Genomic DNA, 13,967 nt, shown 5'->3' with positions numbered 1-13,967 from the left:
CGTCCTGACAGATCGAGCCGGCGCTCACTCGGGCGACCGGCAGGCGGCCGGATCAACGGCCGGTGGCGGGATGGCGGGCAAGGCGTCGGGCGAGGGGGTCGGTTCGGTCGGCGCGCCACTTGCCGGCGTGCTCGGTGCGGCGGAGGTCGCCGGCGGCATGCTCGGAGCGGAAGCCGGCGTCGGCGTAGCGAGCTCCACTGTCGGGCTCGGCACGACTGGCGGGCTCGGGCTCGGACTGGGGCTGGGGGGACAGATCGGCTTCAGGTTGGGGTTGGTCGGGGTGTCGGCGGTCAGCTCGGCCAGCCGACGCTCCGCATCCGCTTCACTCTTAGCCGGGATGCCCTGTTTGACCTGCTCCTGCGCGGCGAGGGTGAGGTCGTCCAGCTCGGCGGTGCTCGTGGAGTGCACGGCAGAGAGATCAATGCCGGCGATCTGCCCCTCGATGCCACGGAACACCGCGACCTGACCACTCTCGGTGGCTCCAACGTAGTAGTGCCGCTGGGTGTAGCTCCACCCACCGTAGAGCGCTCCGCCGAGCAGGACGAGCAGGGCGAGACTCATCGCCGCGAGGCGGATCGGTCGACGTCGACGGCGCTCCGGCTCGTCGTCGGCCCCGGCTGTCGACTCGTCCGGCGACGCCGGTGGTGGTGGACCGGAGAGCGCCGAGGCGCGGGCCGCAGGGGTGGAGTCATCGGCGGAGGTCGCCATGCCCCGGTCCCGGGCGGCAGCGCCACCGACGATCGGGGTCGCCTCGACGATGTCCTGGTCCGTCGCGTCGGCGATGATCACGGTGATGTTGTCCGGTCCGCCACCGCGCAGCGCGAGCTGGACCAACCGCTCCACGCACTGCTGCGGGTCGGCGTACTCCCGCATCGTCTCCACGATCGTCTCCGCGCTCACCACGCCCGAGAGACCATCGCTACAGATCAGGTACCGGTCGCCGGTGAGGACCTGGCGGACCGAGTACTCCGCGTCGATGTCCCGACCGTCAAGAGCTCGGGTCAGCAGCGACCGCTGGGGGTGGCTGCTCGCCTCCTCGGCACTGATCCGGCCCTCGTCGACAAGCATCTGGACGTACGTGTCGTCCTTGGTTATCTGGGCGAACTCGCCGGCACGCAGCAGGTAGGCACGGGAGTCGCCGATGTGCACCATGCCCAGCTTGCTGCCGGAGAAGAGGATCGCGGTGAGCGTCGTCCCCATCCCCTCCAGCTGCGGGTTGGCGTCAACGGTCTCGCGTAGCTGTTGGGTGGCGTTGGTGACAGCCGAACGAAGCGCATCCACGAGGGCGTTGCCGGGGACATCCTCATCCAGTGGCGCCATGGCGCCGATGACGATGTTGCTGGCGACGTCGCCGGCGGCCATACCGCCCATGCCGTCGGCGACGGCGAGTAGCCGTGGCCCGGCATAGACAGAGTCCTGGTTGCCGTCTCGGATCAGCCCGCGGTCGCTGTGGGCCGCATAGCGGAGGGTCAGAGTCATGGCCGTAATTCGAGTGAGGTGCGCCCGATGCGGATCGGCACGCCGAGGGGGACGGGGGTAGGTCCGGTGACCTTAGCGCGATCCAGGTAGGTCCCGTTAGTCGAACCGAGGTCCTCAACGAACCACTGCCCGTCGCGAGGCACGAGCCGGGCGTGTCGAGCGGAGGCGTAATCATCGGTGATCACGAGGGTGGAATCCTCGGCCCGGCCGATTGTGATCTGCGCTTCGCCGAGGGTGATGCGGGTGCCGGCTAACTGGCCGGCGGTCACCACCAGCTGGCGAGCTGCCTTTCCCCGCTTCACCCGGGCCGGCTTGCCGCCCTGACCAAGGACGGCCCCGACGCCCCGGGGGGCCGCTACCAGCCGACCAGAGCGGGCACCCGCGAAGAGGTCCCGGCGAATCACCCCGACCACCGTGAAGACGAAAATCCACAACAGGATCAGGAACCCGAACCGGGCAACGGTGATGACGAGCTCCGGCAAGGCAGATCAGCCGTCCACGCGGAAGGTCAGCGTCGTGGTGCCGAGCTGGACCATGTCACCGGGGTTCAGGGCGACCGCGGAGACCCGCTGACCGTTGACCATCGTCCCGTTGGTCGACCCGAGGTCGGTCAGCACGACCTGCCCGCCGTCGAAGTCCAGCCGGGCGTGTCGCCGCGAGATGCCGACATCGGGTAGGCGCAGGGTTGCCTGGTCGCCGCGGCCGATCACGGTCGTGCCCAGCTGGAGCGGGTAGGTCCGCCCGTCGCCGGAGACCAGCCGCACGTTGTGGCCGCCACCCTGACCGGGCGGCGGGCCGTAGCCGCCCCCCTGCTCGTAGGCGGGGTAGGCCGGCGGGCCGGCGTCGTAGCCCGGCCCCGACACCGGGGCGACCTCACCGCCGGTGTAAACCTCGGCGGTGACCCGGAACATGCCGGTGTCGAGCCCCTCCCCCCGTTCGATCTCGACGATCACGTCGCCGTAGACCGTCCACGCCTGCTCGCCGATGAACTCCGCCTGCGACTGGGCCAGCTCCTGGGCCAGTGCGGCGGCGTACGGCGCCAGGCGACTGTGGTCGTATGGCGAGAGATCGATCACGTAGCGGTTGGGCACCAACGTGCGCCCACCGGCCAGGATCGCCTTGTGCGCCTCGGCCTCCCGCTGCATGGCGTTGAGGATCTCCACGGGGTGGACCACCCCTTTGAAGACCTTGGCGAAAGCCCCTTCGACCAGGCCTTCCAGACGCTTCTCGAAGCGTTGCAGCACGCTCACCGGCTCCTCCTCGGGTCCCGAGGACATGATGGTATCCGGCCGAGGAGCGTGCAGCTCACACGCCGCTCGGCCGCGCTGATCCCGGCCCGTTCGGCGGGCCGGCTCCGTCGTGCTAGTCTTTCGTCCGCCACGAACGGTGGCCGTCCTACGAGGGTAACCGTTGGTGGCAAGTGCGAGGAGCCGCGTAGAATGTCCCGAGCCCGGTGCAGCCGGGGGACTGGACACCAGGTGTCTCCGGTTGAAGCCACGGGGAAGTGGCGGAATGGCAGACGCGCACGGTTCAGGTCCGTGTGCCCGAAAGGGCGTGGGGGTTCAACTCCCCCCTTCCCCACCAGACGAGGGCTCCGCAGTAGCGGGGCCCTCGCGCCGTATCGGGACACGTCGTACGTCACGCTATGCTCCTATCGTTCTTGACTCCGACGGACCAGGAGTGACGTGTGAGTGTCGCATTCGTGACCGGATCGGGCGGTCTGATTGGCTCCGAAGCGGTCCGGCATTTTGCCGGCCTCGGTCTCGATATCGTCGGTATTGACAATGACATGCGGCAGGAGTTCTTCGGCGCGGAGGCCTCGACCGCCTGGAACGTCCGGCGGCTCACCGAGGAGCTGGGCGCCGCCTACTCGCACCAAAGCATCGACATCCGCGACCGGGACGCGCTCGCGAAGCTCTTCCGCCGCTACGGCCGCGACACGGCTGTGGTGATCCACACTGCGGCGCAGCCGTCGCACGACTGGGCCGTCCGCGACCCGTTCACCGACTTCGACGTCAACGCCGCCGGCACCCTCAACGTGCTACAGAACGTTCGCGAGCACTGCATTGAGGCGCCGGTCATCCACTGCTCCACCAACAAGGTCTACGGCGACCGGCCGAACAGCCTGCCCCTGGTCGAGTTGGAGACGCGGTGGGAGATCGAGCCCGGGCACCCGTACGAGCAGGGCATCCGGGAAGACATGTCGATCGACGCCTGCCTGCACTCGATCTTCGGCGCCTCCAAGGTGGCGGCGGATGTGATGGTGCAGGAGTACGGCCGCTACTTCGACATGCGGACGGCCTGCTTCCGCGGTGGCACCCTGACCGGCCCTGCGCACTCCGCCACCGAGCTGCACGGCTTCCTCGGGTACGTGATGCGGGCCAACATGGAGCGCCGGAAGTACAAGATCTTCGGATACCAGGGCAAGCAGGTCCGGGACGCCATCCACAGCTCGGACGTGGTCTCGGCGTTCGAGTCGTTCTTCCGTAACCCGCGCTCCGCCGCCGTCTACAACCTGGGCGGCGGCCGGCACTCCAACACCTCGATGCGCGAGGCCTTCGCCCTGGCCCAGCAGATCACCGGGCAGGAGATGGACTCCGAGTACGTCGAGGCGAACCGAATCGGCGACCACAAGTGGTGGATCGGCTCCAACGAGGCCTTCCACGCCGACTACCCGGACTGGAAGCAGGTCTATGACGTGCCCATGATCATGCGTGAGATCTACGAGGCCAACGTCGACAAGTGGGTTCCGCAGTCATGACCCTCCGGGCCAAGCGGAACGTACTCGGCGTCCTCGTCGACGTCACGGACTACGCCACCGCCACCGAGGCGGTCGTGACGGCGGCGCACGAGCGGCAGCCGCTGGCGCTGACCGCCCTGGCCGTTCACGGCGTGATGACCGGGGTGCTCGATCCGGCACACAATGCCCGGTTGAACTCGTTCGATGTGGTCACTCCGGACGGACAGCCGGTGCGCTGGGCGCTCAACGTGCTGCACCGGGCCGGGCTGACCGACCGGGTCTACGGGCCGACGCTCACCCTGCATGTACTGTCCCGCTTCGCCGACGAGGGCCTGCCGGTCTACCTCTACGGCTCCACCGAGGAGACGCTCGCGACCCTGGTGCCGGCGCTGGAGCGAATGTTTCCCGCGCTGAAGCTCGCCGGGGTGGAGCCGTCCAAGTTCCGACCGGTGCAACCCGGTGAGGATGTCGAGATCGCCGATCGGATCCGGAACAGCGGGGCCCGACTCGTCCTGGTCGGGCTGGGCTGCCCGCGGCAGGAGATCTTCACGTACGCCATGCGACCGCTGCTGGACATGCCGCTGATGGCGGTCGGCGCGGCCTTCGACTACCACGCGGGTCTGTTGCGGCAGCCGCCACCGTGGATGCAGCGGGCCGGCCTGGAGTGGCTTTGGCGACTCAGCCTGGAACCGAAGCGCCTCTGGCGCCGTTACGTGATCCTCAACCCGGCATACCTGGCCCGGCTTGCCGCACAGAAGACCGGCCTGTGGAAGGCGGAGCCGCCGGAGCCCGCCACCGACCAGCCCACCAGCTTCGCCGTCTGAGGAAGGTCCCGGCACGGCACGGGCCCCTCCCGGAGTCTCCGGAAGGGGCCCCGCCCGGTGAAGCCAGATCAGACCGTCAGGGTCCAGGTGTCGATGTAGCCGGTGTCCCCGCGGTAGACGTCGCGGACCTGGAGCTGCCAGGTGCCGTCGGCTGCCTCGCTGGAGAGGTTCACCGTGTAGGTCTCGTTGACGTTGTCGGCGGAGTCGGACAGGTCGTTGGTCTTCAGCCGGTAGGACGAGCCGTCCGGCGCGATCAGGTCGATAACGAGGTCACCCCGCCAGGTGTGGGGGATGTCCACCGCCACGGTCGAGGTGGCCGCGGCGTCCCGGTCGCAGCCGGCGATGGTGATCGAGCTGGTCACTGCGGAGCCGGCGTCCGGGATCGACACGTCGGTGTCGTTGGTGCCGGAGCACCCCGGCGGCGGGGGCGGCGTGGTGCCGCCGTCACCGACGTAGAGGAGCTTGTTCGGTGAGCCACTGCCCGGAGAGCCGACCGCACCGTCGGTGGCGTTGTCGACCAGCGCGTCCCGGATCTGCTGCGGGGTGTACGACGGGTTGGCCGACAGGACCATCGCCGCGGCACCCGCGACGTGCGGCGAGGCCATCGACGTGCCGCTGATCGTACGCGTGCTGGTGTCACTGGTGATCCACGGCGCAGTGATCGACGAGCCCGGCGCGAAGATGTCCAGACAGTTTCCGATGTTGGAGAACCAGGACAGTCCATCACTGTTGGTCGTAGAGCCAACAGTGATTGCGTCCGGGGTGCGGGCTGGTGAGTAGTTGCAGGCGTTGGCGCTGCTGTTACCCGCCGCCAGCGCATAGGTGACACCCGAGGCGATCGAGTTGGTCACCGCGTTGTCCAACGCGGTGTTCGCACCGCCGCCAAGGCTCATGTTCGCCACCGCCGGCGCGACCGCGTTCGCAGTCACCCAGTCAACACCGGCCACAACCCCAGCGAAAGTACCGTTGCCCGCGCAGTCCAGCACCTTCACCGCTACCAGGTTGGTCTCCTTGGCCACACCATACGCCGTACCACCAACGGTGCCGGCCACGTGCGTACCGTGCCCGTTACAGTCGGTGTCATTGTTGTCGGCGGTGTTGGTACCCCAGGTAGCCCTGCCACCGAAGTCCTGGTGAGTGGTACGAATCCCAGTGTCAAGGATGTAGACGGTCACATCACTGGCGGTATTCGGGTAGGTGTAAGAGTCGTCCAACGGCAAATCCCGCTGATCAACCCGGTCCAAACCCCAGGACGGCGGATTAACCTGCGTGCCGTTGATCGACACCTGGTGATTCTGCTCAACGTAGGCCACCGCCGGGTCGGCCGCGATACGAGCTGCCGCACCAGCATCCACCCGCAGTTCGGCCCCACGCAGTGCTGCGGTGTACGTCCGGGCCACCTGGCCACCGTGCCGATCCACCAGACGGTCAGCCGACCTCTCAACCGCGCCACGGCCGACCGCACTCTCCTTGAAGACCACAATGTAGCTGTCGGCTACAGCCGTAGCGCCCCCCGCACCACGGATCTCACCAACCGGTTCAGCGGCCATAGCGGGGGTTGCGGACGCCACCATGGCCATCGTGGCTAATCCGACGAACACAGACCTTCGAGATAGACCCATCTCCTCTGTCTCCCTCCGGATGGCATCAAGGTCCACCGACTCCCGGCGAGTCGATCGATAGATGCCTATCCATCGATGAGAGTAAACGGCAAGGAGATGAGAAATCAACACGTCGAGTCACCGGGGCCACGGGTGGAATACCGGGGAAGTCACCGAGGTGGCGACGGGGACACCTCCGGCGACCGGTTGGCAGAGCCGCCGGAGCCCCGCCGATCAGCACCGCAGACTCGCGGCCTGACCAGCACTTTGGTGCGAAACAACCGTCAGCGGGACCGCCCCGGGCCCTGCACGTAGAGCAGTTCGAGGATGGCCCGGGTCGCCTCGAACCAGCGATCCAACCAACCCGGTGGCGGAACACTGCCCCTCGGCGGCAGTTCCAGCAGGAGACCGCGGAGCAACGGGTGATCAACCAGTGATTCGACCGGACCGGTCGACCAGCCATCGACCGGAAAGCCCGGACCGGTTGACGGGTCCGGGTCGAGTGAAGGCAGGGGGCGGGGTGGCGCAGGTCGCGGAGGTGCGGCCCCATCCTGCCGCTCGCCAGCCTCGGCGTCCGGCGACACCACCTCGGTGAGCACCGTGTCCCGGCGTGTCCCTCGGTACTTGCCGCCGAACCGCTCCGGCTTACCCGGACCGTTGGTGAGGTTCTCTGACCCGATCGTCGTCATCCGTCTCGCCTACCTCATTCGGTTGCCGATCGGCGCGGCGGGTCACTGACCTGCGCCGTACCGACGGGTTCAACGAGACGGAGCCGTTGTGGCGACGGGCCCGGGGCAAGCCGGTCGCCGGAACCCAGAAACCGATCCGGTGCCCCCGTCCGAACTGGCCGGACGGGGGCACCGGTCCTGGTCAGCGCGGGTCGAAGGCACCGCCCCGCGCATCGCTGACGAAGGAACGCCAGCCACCCGGGCTGAAGACCAGGGCCGGGCCAGACCTGTCCTTCGAGTCCCGCACGCCGACCGCCCCCGGCACGTACGCCACCTCAACGCAGTTGTCGCAGTTCGGCCCGCTCTTCGAGCTCTTGAACCAGGTACCCTGCGTCAGGTCCACGGGGAACTCCTTGGTCGCCATTTCCACAACGGCTCCTCTGCCAGTTTCGCGATATGTGCGATGGACTCCTCAGGACTGATGGCAGCCGCTCGGATGTGATCAAAGATGAAGCTGTACTTCTGCAGTTCGTCGCTCTTTTCCAGGAAGAGCCCACCCGTGGCGTTCTCCGCGTACACAACATCCGGATCACTGGGTTCGGGGAAGCTCAGGATGCTGAAGGTCCCGTCCATGCCCGCATGCGCACCAACCTCGAACGGCAGGATCTGCAACGTCACGTTCGGTAGTTCGGCTGCTTCCAACAGCCGCTTGAGCTGACCACGCATCACCGTGTCCCCACCCACCGGTCGGCTCACCACTGCCTCATCGAGCACCACCCACACATCGACTGAATCATCCTGAGTCAGCAACGACTGACGACCCAACCGGACACGGACACGTTGTGCGACTTGTTCTGTGGTGAAGTCCGGTCGCGCAGCGCGGATCATGGCGCTCGCGTACTCCTCGGTCTCTAGTAGACCCGGCACGACCTGCTGCTCGTAGGCACGGATGGAGCTGGCCGCCGCTTCCAGGCCGACGTACGCCCCGACCAAAACCGTGCTGTAGGGGTGCCACCAACCCTTCTGTCGGGCCTCGCGAGCGATCTGTACCAGCTCGTCGCTCTCCGCCCCCACCACGCCGTAGATCCGGAGCATGTCCCGGACGTCGCGGGGCGTCGCCGTGGTGTGGCCGGTCTCGATCCGAGAGACCTTCGAGGCCGAACATTCGAGCTGCTCGGCGACCGACTCGATGGTGATCCCCGCAGCCTCACGCTGCCGACGGAGTTCCGCGCCCAGCCGCCGCCGGCGGATCGTCGGGCTTCGCCGCTCAGCCACGGTGCCACCCCGGACTCAATCTCGCGGTCATTGCCACCGTCCCCCTCCACCTTGACAACTTCCCGGCTCGGCCGTCGCGCCGGGGAGGGCACGCCGGTGGACGGGCTCGCGACGGCGGATGGTGGCGGGGCGAACCCGGCCCTCAGTGTGCCGCCCGAATACGAACAGCTCAAGCATTACATCGCTCTGGACCGACAACCCATCGGCAACAACCGACATGCAACTTGCATGTCGCACGTCCCTGATGCACTCTATTCCCTATGGCGGATCACGCAGAGTCCTACTCCGCTCTCCCACCGTGGTGATCCCACGGCCAGCACCAACAACGCCAGCCTGCGGGGCACCACCCCGAGGCCGACAACACATGTCCCCCGACAACTCCCGCCGGCGCCTCCGCCGGCCCTCTTTCCCAGGAGCCCATGTGCTTCCCCGCACCGGTGACGTACTGCACGTGACTCGCGCGGCGAGTGTCCAGTTCCTCCGACCCATCGCCTTCCGGGTGATCCGGGTCCTCGACTGGCCGACCTACGACGGTTGGCTCTGGCTCGACGGCTACGAGTTGAACGCATCGGGGGACGCGGTCAGCCGGCGGTCGATCTTCGTACAGCAGGAAGGGCTGGACCAGATCCAGGCCGCGCCGCAACGCCACCCACACACCGTAGGGACACAGCGCCGACCGCTGGCGCGTACCCCCGCACGCGTGGGCTGAACTGCTGCGATCCGCCGCTGGTGGGCGTACCTACGAGAGGAACACCGGTACGCCCACCCCGGCAGTTCCACCCGCACCGCCAGGACCTGAGCCGGGGAGCGCCGTCCAGCCAACTGGTACGCCCGGTCAGCCGGTGGGGGTGGGTTCCGAGGGTGGGGTGAGCGTTGGCCGCTGCGGCGACGGCCCAGACCCCGACACCACCAGTACGACCGCTGCTCCCTCCGGCACCAGCACACCTGCTCGCGGCTCGGTCCAGATCACAATCCCGGAGGGCTGATCCGAGGTCCGGTACTGGACCCGGTACGTCAGTCCGATCTGGTCCAGGAGCGCCTGGGCCGTCGTCAGCGGCAGGTTGACCACCGGGGGCATCGGGACCTCACCCAGCTCCTCCGTCGGCGACGGCGTGGTCGGCGCGGTCGTGGTCGGCCCGGTCGCGGTCGGCCCGGTCGCGGTCGGCGCGGTCGTGGTCGGCGCCATCGTGGTCGGCGCGGCGGACGTAGGCGTCGGCGACACCGGTGGCGTGGTGGCCGACGGCGAGGAGTCGGGGGTGACCTGCTCGTCGTCGCCGGCACCGAGGGCGAGCCACAGACCGGCGCCGAAGATAGCCAGCAGGAGCACGATCACTCCCCAGAGAATCGGTGACCACCACCGTCGCCCACTCGGCTCCACGTACCACCCGGGCGCCTCCTGGTACTCCGGCGGACGCGGCGGCGGAACACCCGCCCGCCCCGACCATGCCGCCGGGCCTCCAGCGGGCGGCAGCGGCGCGGTCTGGTCGGCAGACAGCGGACGGGTTTCGTCGTCCGGCCCGTCGGCGGCGGGCTTTCGGTCGTCGCTCATCCCACGTTCCCCCTCGCTGCCTGACGACAACCTAGCCCGCCAGCAGGGGGATCGGCGGGAATCAGTTCACCGCGGCCCGGTCCGTGTCAACGCCCACCCGGCGATCGCGCTGATCGTCACCTCGACCGCCGACGACCAGAACGCCCCGCATCGATTACTCTGAGTGAGAATTTGGGCGCAGTACTCCCCGCCCCGACCACAGGACGTTACGCTCGCCGGCATGGCGAGACGCGGCTGGGCAGTATCGATCATGACCGCGCTTGGCACCGCTGCCGGGGCCGGCGCCGCCGCACTGGGCTTCGGCTACGGCCTGGGCATCATCAACTGGGCCCCACCGCCCGATGAGACTGTCGCCATCACCGCTTGGACAGCCAGCCTGATCTGGGCCACGTGGATCGCCGCCACCTCCACTGTGGCTGGTGCGATCTGCGCACAACGCCTCCGTCATCGTGGCCCGGTGGCGCATCCGCCGACCGGCAGCCACGGCGAGCTCTCCAGTGCGGACTCGACGGCCGACAACCCGAGCGGACCGGACGCCGACGCAGCGACCCCCCGGGAATGGCGAAGCCAGGCCGAGCCGGGCGCATCCGACAGTGTGCTCGGCAAACTGGCGCTCGCCGGCGCCGCCGGCTTCGGTGCTCTGATCACGGTGCTGTTGACCGCCGTACCGGCACGGGTGGCCGCGGTACCCGGCGTCGCCGCGCCCCGCGAGGTCGCCGCTGGATACGCCGCCCTGGGCGTCCTGGTCGGCGTGGCCATCGCCGCGTGGGCGTTGCACTCCCGCGCCGCCGCCACCAACGTGATCTCGACCGTCGGCTGGCTGTGGCTGCTCGCTGTGGTGGCCGTTGTGGATGGCGTCATTGTGGGGCGGGGACTGAACACCGCTCAGCTCGGCATCTGGCAGCTCAGCGTCGGCGGAACCGAGCTGTGGCTCCGCGACTGGTTCTACTGGCCGGGTGCGTTGCTGTCCCTCGGCTCCGCCCTCCTCATCGGCGTACTGGTCGCCCGTGGCACGGCCCAACGCCCCGACCAGCAGGTGGGTGCCACCGCCTCTGGCGCAGCCGGCCCGCTCCTCGTCGCGGTCGCCTATCTGCTCGCCGTGCCGGACCTGGCCGACCTCGCTCCCGGCCAGGCGTCAGCGCACCTCATCGCCCCGTATGCGGTCATCATCGGTTTCGGGGGCTCGGCGCTGGTCACCGCGGTCGGTCAACGAGCCAACCGCCGGAAGCGGGCAGATTCGCCCCGGCTGGCGCAGCCCCCAACTGATTCGCCCCGGCCGACGAAGTCCCCAACCAACCCGGAGCCGGACGGTTCGACCGTCGCGACGCCCACCACCCGCGGCCGGACCCGCGGATCGGGCAGCCGACGGCCCCGCACCGTTAAGGCGGATGCCACCAGCGAGGTACCGGCTCAGCGGGCCGCGGACGACGCACCCGCAGCGGACGCCGCCCCCGCCCCACAGGAGCCGAAGGAGACGGCTTCGCGCCGGCCCCGCTCCACCCGCCGCACCAGCTGACGGCGGTGGTGGTCGGACGCTCCGACCACAGGGGGCCATGGTCGCCCCGCCGCCCACCTAGTCGACCGGCCAGGTGTGCACCGGCTCGTTGCTGCGTTGGAGTTCGGCGTACCGCTGGACCATGTGGTGCAGCGCCGCCGAGCGGTCGAGTTTCCGGTGCCGCTCGGCGGCCCACACCGTCTCCGCCTGCCATACCGCGCCGTTGCGCCGGGTCCGGCAGCGCTGCTCGATGACGCCGAGCAGCCGGTCTCGCTCACCAGGAGCCACGCCGAACCGGTCCAACCCGATCGCCGCCTGCGGCAGCAGCACGTCGAGGACCAACTCGGCGACCGGCACCTCACCGAGCCGAGGCCAGTGCACCACCGCGTCCATGCCTCGACGGGCGGCGGAGTGGAAGTTCTCCTCCGCCGAGCTGAACGTCAGCTGGCTCCAGGCCGGACGGTCCGCCTCCGCCAGCCCGCGCGCCGATCCGAAGTAGAAGGCGGCGTTGGCCAGCATGTCGATCACAGTCGGACCGGCCGGCAGGACCCGGTTCTCCACCCTTAGGTGCGGGCGCCCCTCAGTGATGTCGTAGACCGGCCGGTTCCAGCGGTAGACGGTCCCGTTGTGCAGGCGCAGTTCGCCGAGTTTCGGCACTCCCCCGGCGTGCAGCACCTCCACTGGGTCCTCTTCCTCGCAGATCGGCAGGAGCGGCGGGAAGTAGCGAACGTTCTCCTCGAAGAGGTCGAAGATCGAGGTGATCCACCGTTCGCCGAACCAGACCCGAGGGCGGACACCCTGCGCCTTCAACTCGTCTGGCCGGGTATCAGTCGCCTGTTGGAACAGCGCGATCCGGGTCTCCGCCCAGAGTTGTCGGCCATACAGATAGGGAGAGTTCGCCCCGATCGCCACCTGGGCGGCAGCGATCGCCTGCGAGGCGTTCCAGTAGTCGGCGAAGCTGTCCGGCGCGACCTGCAGGTGCAACTGCAGGCTGGTGCAGGCCGACTCAGGAGCGATCGAGTCGGTGTGGGTCTGCAACCGCTCGACTCCGCGGATGTCGAGTTCGATGTCTTCGCCACGCGCTCCGACAATCTGGTCGTTGAGCGCGCGGTAGCGCTCGTTGGTGGAGAGGTTGTCAACGACCAGGTGCCCCTCGGTCAGGGTGGGCAGGATTCCCACCAGAAGGATCTTCGCGTCGGACTTGGCGGCCCGCTCGTCGGCCCGGGCAAGACTGCCGCGGAGGTCCTGTTCGTAGCCGGTGAAGCCGGTGTCCTCGATCAGCCGGGGTGCGGCGTTCAGCTCCAGATTGAACTGCCCCAACTCGGTCTGGAAGAGCGGGTCGGCGATGTCGGCCAGAATCTCCTCGTTCCGCATCGCCGGTTCGGCGGCAGAGTCGACCAGGTTCAGCTCGATCTCCAAGCCGGTCGTCGGCCGGTCGGCAGCAAACCCGAAGTCGTCCAGCATCAGAGCGAAGACGTCCAGGCAGCGACGTACCTTGCGGCGGTAGCGGACCCGGTCCTCCCGGGAGAAGGCGCCCCGCGTGACATCCCTGCCCATGTGTCCTCCCGGCGCCCGAGGTGACGGAGCGATGCCGCTCCGCAGCGCATTGTGAACCATTCACGGTAGAAGCGCCCAAGGCCGCGGGCCAGAGCCGGGCACACACGAGCCCACCAACCTGGTCACGTGCACCCTCCACAAAAATGCTTGTTTTGTAAATAACGCTCTTAACAGATACGCCCACAGCAATATTTCGTTGATCAACTACTGATAGGCTCCGGCGGGTGGACCAGAATGTGTTCAACGACCCCCGGATCACCGCCGTCGGCCTACTCGTCGAGGCGCACGCTGGACTGTCGGCCCGGTTCACCGCCCAGTTCGAGGAGCACGGCCTCTCTCCGGTGGAGTTCGAGGTGCTCACCCGGCTTGCCCGCTCGCCGGACAACCAGCTTCGAATGACCGACCTCGCCGCACAGATCTCCCTCTCCACCAGCGGGACGACCCGCGTGGTCGACCGAATGGAACGCGATGGGCTCCTCGCCCGACGCGCCTGCCCCGCCGACCGACGCAGCTACTTCGCGGTGGCCACCGAATCCGGCCGTAAGCGGCTCGACGCCGTACTCCCGGGACACCTACGAATCATCGAGGAGTGGTTCACCGGGCAGCTCGACCCGGAGTCGCTGGCCCGGCTCCTTGATGGGCTACGTCAGGTGCGAGATGCGGTCCACCCCGGCGCCACCGCCGGCGCCACCGGCCAGGAACCGGACCAGGGCAACGACTGACACCGCCGTGGTGGGGCCGGCCTGGCCGGATCGCCGCCGGCGAAGGGACACCACCGG

Annotated in this window: 14 protein-coding genes and 1 tRNA gene; 6 read left to right on the top strand and 9 right to left on the bottom strand. The window is 68.5% G+C overall.

What is annotated here, in order from left to right; all coding sequences use genetic code 11:
• Positions 1 to 24: 24 nt before the first annotated feature.
• From K228_RS0114360 to K228_RS0114350, 3 genes are read right to left on the bottom strand one after another with little or no spacing between them, the layout of a single operon-like run.
• Positions 25 to 1,479, bottom strand: a complete 1,455-nt coding sequence (locus tag K228_RS0114360; RefSeq protein ID WP_025619060.1) for a PP2C family protein-serine/threonine phosphatase — start codon at positions 1,477 to 1,479, stop codon at positions 25 to 27.
• Complete coding sequence (locus K228_RS0114355) at positions 1,476 to 1,961, bottom strand: FHA domain-containing protein FhaB/FipA (protein ID WP_018724305.1); 486 nt, start codon at positions 1,959 to 1,961, stop codon at positions 1,476 to 1,478. The genes K228_RS0114360 and K228_RS0114355 overlap by 4 nt, the downstream gene beginning before the upstream one ends.
• A 6-nt stretch (positions 1,962 to 1,967) precedes the next feature.
• Entirely contained in the window at positions 1,968 to 2,756 is a 789-nt protein-coding gene (locus K228_RS0114350) for an FHA domain-containing protein (protein ID WP_018730922.1), read from the bottom strand.
• Between the two features lie 221 nt (positions 2,757 to 2,977).
• Here K228_RS0114350 and K228_RS0114345 point away from each other — a divergent pair.
• The 3 genes from K228_RS0114345 to K228_RS0114335 all read left to right on the top strand — a co-directional run bounded on the left by K228_RS0114345 (position 2,978) and on the right by K228_RS0114335 (position 5,043).
• A tRNA-Leu gene (locus K228_RS0114345) sits at positions 2,978 to 3,063 on the top strand.
• A gap of 103 nt (positions 3,064 to 3,166) precedes the next feature.
• The gene (locus K228_RS0114340; protein WP_025619059.1) at positions 3,167 to 4,240 is read left to right on the top strand and encodes an NAD-dependent epimerase/dehydratase family protein; all 1,074 of its coding nucleotides are present in this window, start codon (positions 3,167 to 3,169) and stop codon (positions 4,238 to 4,240) included.
• Positions 4,237 to 5,043: a WecB/TagA/CpsF family glycosyltransferase gene (locus tag K228_RS0114335; RefSeq protein ID WP_029723588.1), complete on the top strand. Its 807-nt coding sequence runs from the start codon at positions 4,237 to 4,239 to the stop codon at positions 5,041 to 5,043. Before K228_RS0114340 ends, K228_RS0114335 begins: the two co-directional genes overlap by 4 nt.
• Positions 5,044 to 5,111: 68 nt before the next feature.
• Here K228_RS0114335 and K228_RS0114330 read toward each other — a convergent pair whose 3' ends face one another.
• The 4 genes from K228_RS0114330 to K228_RS0114315 form a co-directional block, all read right to left on the bottom strand.
• Positions 5,112 to 6,665, bottom strand: a complete 1,554-nt coding sequence (locus tag K228_RS0114330) for a S8 family peptidase (protein WP_025619056.1) — start codon at positions 6,663 to 6,665, stop codon at positions 5,112 to 5,114.
• A gap of 263 nt (positions 6,666 to 6,928) precedes the next feature.
• On the bottom strand, positions 6,929 to 7,333 hold the full coding sequence (locus K228_RS0114325) for a hypothetical protein (protein WP_025619055.1): 405 nt from the start codon (positions 7,331 to 7,333) through the stop codon (positions 6,929 to 6,931).
• 181 nt (positions 7,334 to 7,514) lie between these two features.
• On the bottom strand, positions 7,515 to 7,736 hold the full coding sequence (locus K228_RS0114320) for a DUF397 domain-containing protein (RefSeq protein ID WP_025619054.1): 222 nt from the start codon (positions 7,734 to 7,736) through the stop codon (positions 7,515 to 7,517).
• Positions 7,706 to 8,587, bottom strand: a complete 882-nt coding sequence (locus K228_RS0114315) for a helix-turn-helix domain-containing protein (RefSeq protein ID WP_025619053.1) — start codon at positions 8,585 to 8,587, stop codon at positions 7,706 to 7,708. The genes K228_RS0114320 and K228_RS0114315 overlap by 31 nt, the downstream gene beginning before the upstream one ends.
• Before the next feature lie 421 nt (positions 8,588 to 9,008).
• On the opposite strand from K228_RS0114315, the gene K228_RS0114310 reads away from it, so the two are divergent.
• On the top strand, positions 9,009 to 9,296 hold the full coding sequence (locus K228_RS0114310) for a hypothetical protein (RefSeq protein ID WP_018730929.1): 288 nt from the start codon (positions 9,009 to 9,011) through the stop codon (positions 9,294 to 9,296).
• Between the two features lie 126 nt (positions 9,297 to 9,422).
• Here K228_RS0114310 and K228_RS0114305 read toward each other — a convergent pair whose 3' ends face one another.
• Entirely contained in the window at positions 9,423 to 10,136 is a 714-nt protein-coding gene (locus tag K228_RS0114305; protein ID WP_025619052.1) for a PASTA domain-containing protein, read from the bottom strand.
• Between the two features lie 250 nt (positions 10,137 to 10,386).
• Here K228_RS0114305 and K228_RS0114300 point away from each other — a divergent pair, with 250 nt between their 5' ends.
• A complete protein-coding gene (locus K228_RS0114300) occupies positions 10,387 to 11,652 on the top strand; it encodes a hypothetical protein (protein ID WP_025619051.1) in 1,266 nt (421 codons plus the stop codon).
• Positions 11,653 to 11,709: 57 nt separating this feature from the next.
• Here the strand turns inward: K228_RS0114300 and K228_RS0114295 are convergent, their stop codons facing one another.
• A complete protein-coding gene (locus K228_RS0114295; RefSeq protein WP_025619050.1) occupies positions 11,710 to 13,188 on the bottom strand; it encodes a glutamate-cysteine ligase family protein in 1,479 nt (492 codons plus the stop codon).
• Between the two features lie 224 nt (positions 13,189 to 13,412).
• Between K228_RS0114295 and K228_RS0114290 the strand changes: the two genes are divergently transcribed.
• A complete protein-coding gene (locus tag K228_RS0114290; RefSeq protein WP_025619049.1) occupies positions 13,413 to 13,910 on the top strand; it encodes a MarR family winged helix-turn-helix transcriptional regulator in 498 nt (165 codons plus the stop codon).
• Positions 13,911 to 13,967: the final 57 nt, after the last annotated feature.

Source organism: Salinispora cortesiana, from assembly GCF_000484695.1.
In the GTDB taxonomy this organism is placed as follows: domain Bacteria; phylum Actinomycetota; class Actinomycetes; order Mycobacteriales; family Micromonosporaceae; genus Micromonospora; species Micromonospora cortesiana.
This window is presented reverse-complemented; position numbering and strand designations above follow the sequence as displayed.

Excerpts from the sequence above, each read along its gene's own strand:
- K228_RS0114360 (WP_025619060.1), bottom strand. The coding sequence starts at position 1,479 with ATGACTCTGACCCTCCGCTATGCGGCCCACAGCGACCGCGGGCTGATC.
- K228_RS0114350 (WP_018730922.1), bottom strand. The coding sequence starts at position 2,756 with ATGTCCTCGGGACCCGAGGAGGAGCCGGTGAGCGTGCTGCAACGCTTC.
- K228_RS0114335 (WP_029723588.1), top strand. The coding sequence starts at position 4,237 with ATGACCCTCCGGGCCAAGCGGAACGTACTCGGCGTCCTCGTCGACGTC.
- K228_RS0114330 (WP_025619056.1), bottom strand. The coding sequence starts at position 6,665 with ATGGGTCTATCTCGAAGGTCTGTGTTCGTCGGATTAGCCACGATGGCC.
- K228_RS0114325 (WP_025619055.1), bottom strand. The coding sequence starts at position 7,333 with ATGACGACGATCGGGTCAGAGAACCTCACCAACGGTCCGGGTAAGCCG.
- K228_RS0114320 (WP_025619054.1), bottom strand. The coding sequence starts at position 7,736 with ATGGCGACCAAGGAGTTCCCCGTGGACCTGACGCAGGGTACCTGGTTC.
- K228_RS0114305 (WP_025619052.1), bottom strand. The coding sequence starts at position 10,136 with ATGAGCGACGACCGAAAGCCCGCCGCCGACGGGCCGGACGACGAAACC.
- K228_RS0114300 (WP_025619051.1), top strand. The coding sequence starts at position 10,387 with ATGACCGCGCTTGGCACCGCTGCCGGGGCCGGCGCCGCCGCACTGGGC.
- K228_RS0114295 (WP_025619050.1), bottom strand. The coding sequence starts at position 13,188 with ATGGGCAGGGATGTCACGCGGGGCGCCTTCTCCCGGGAGGACCGGGTC.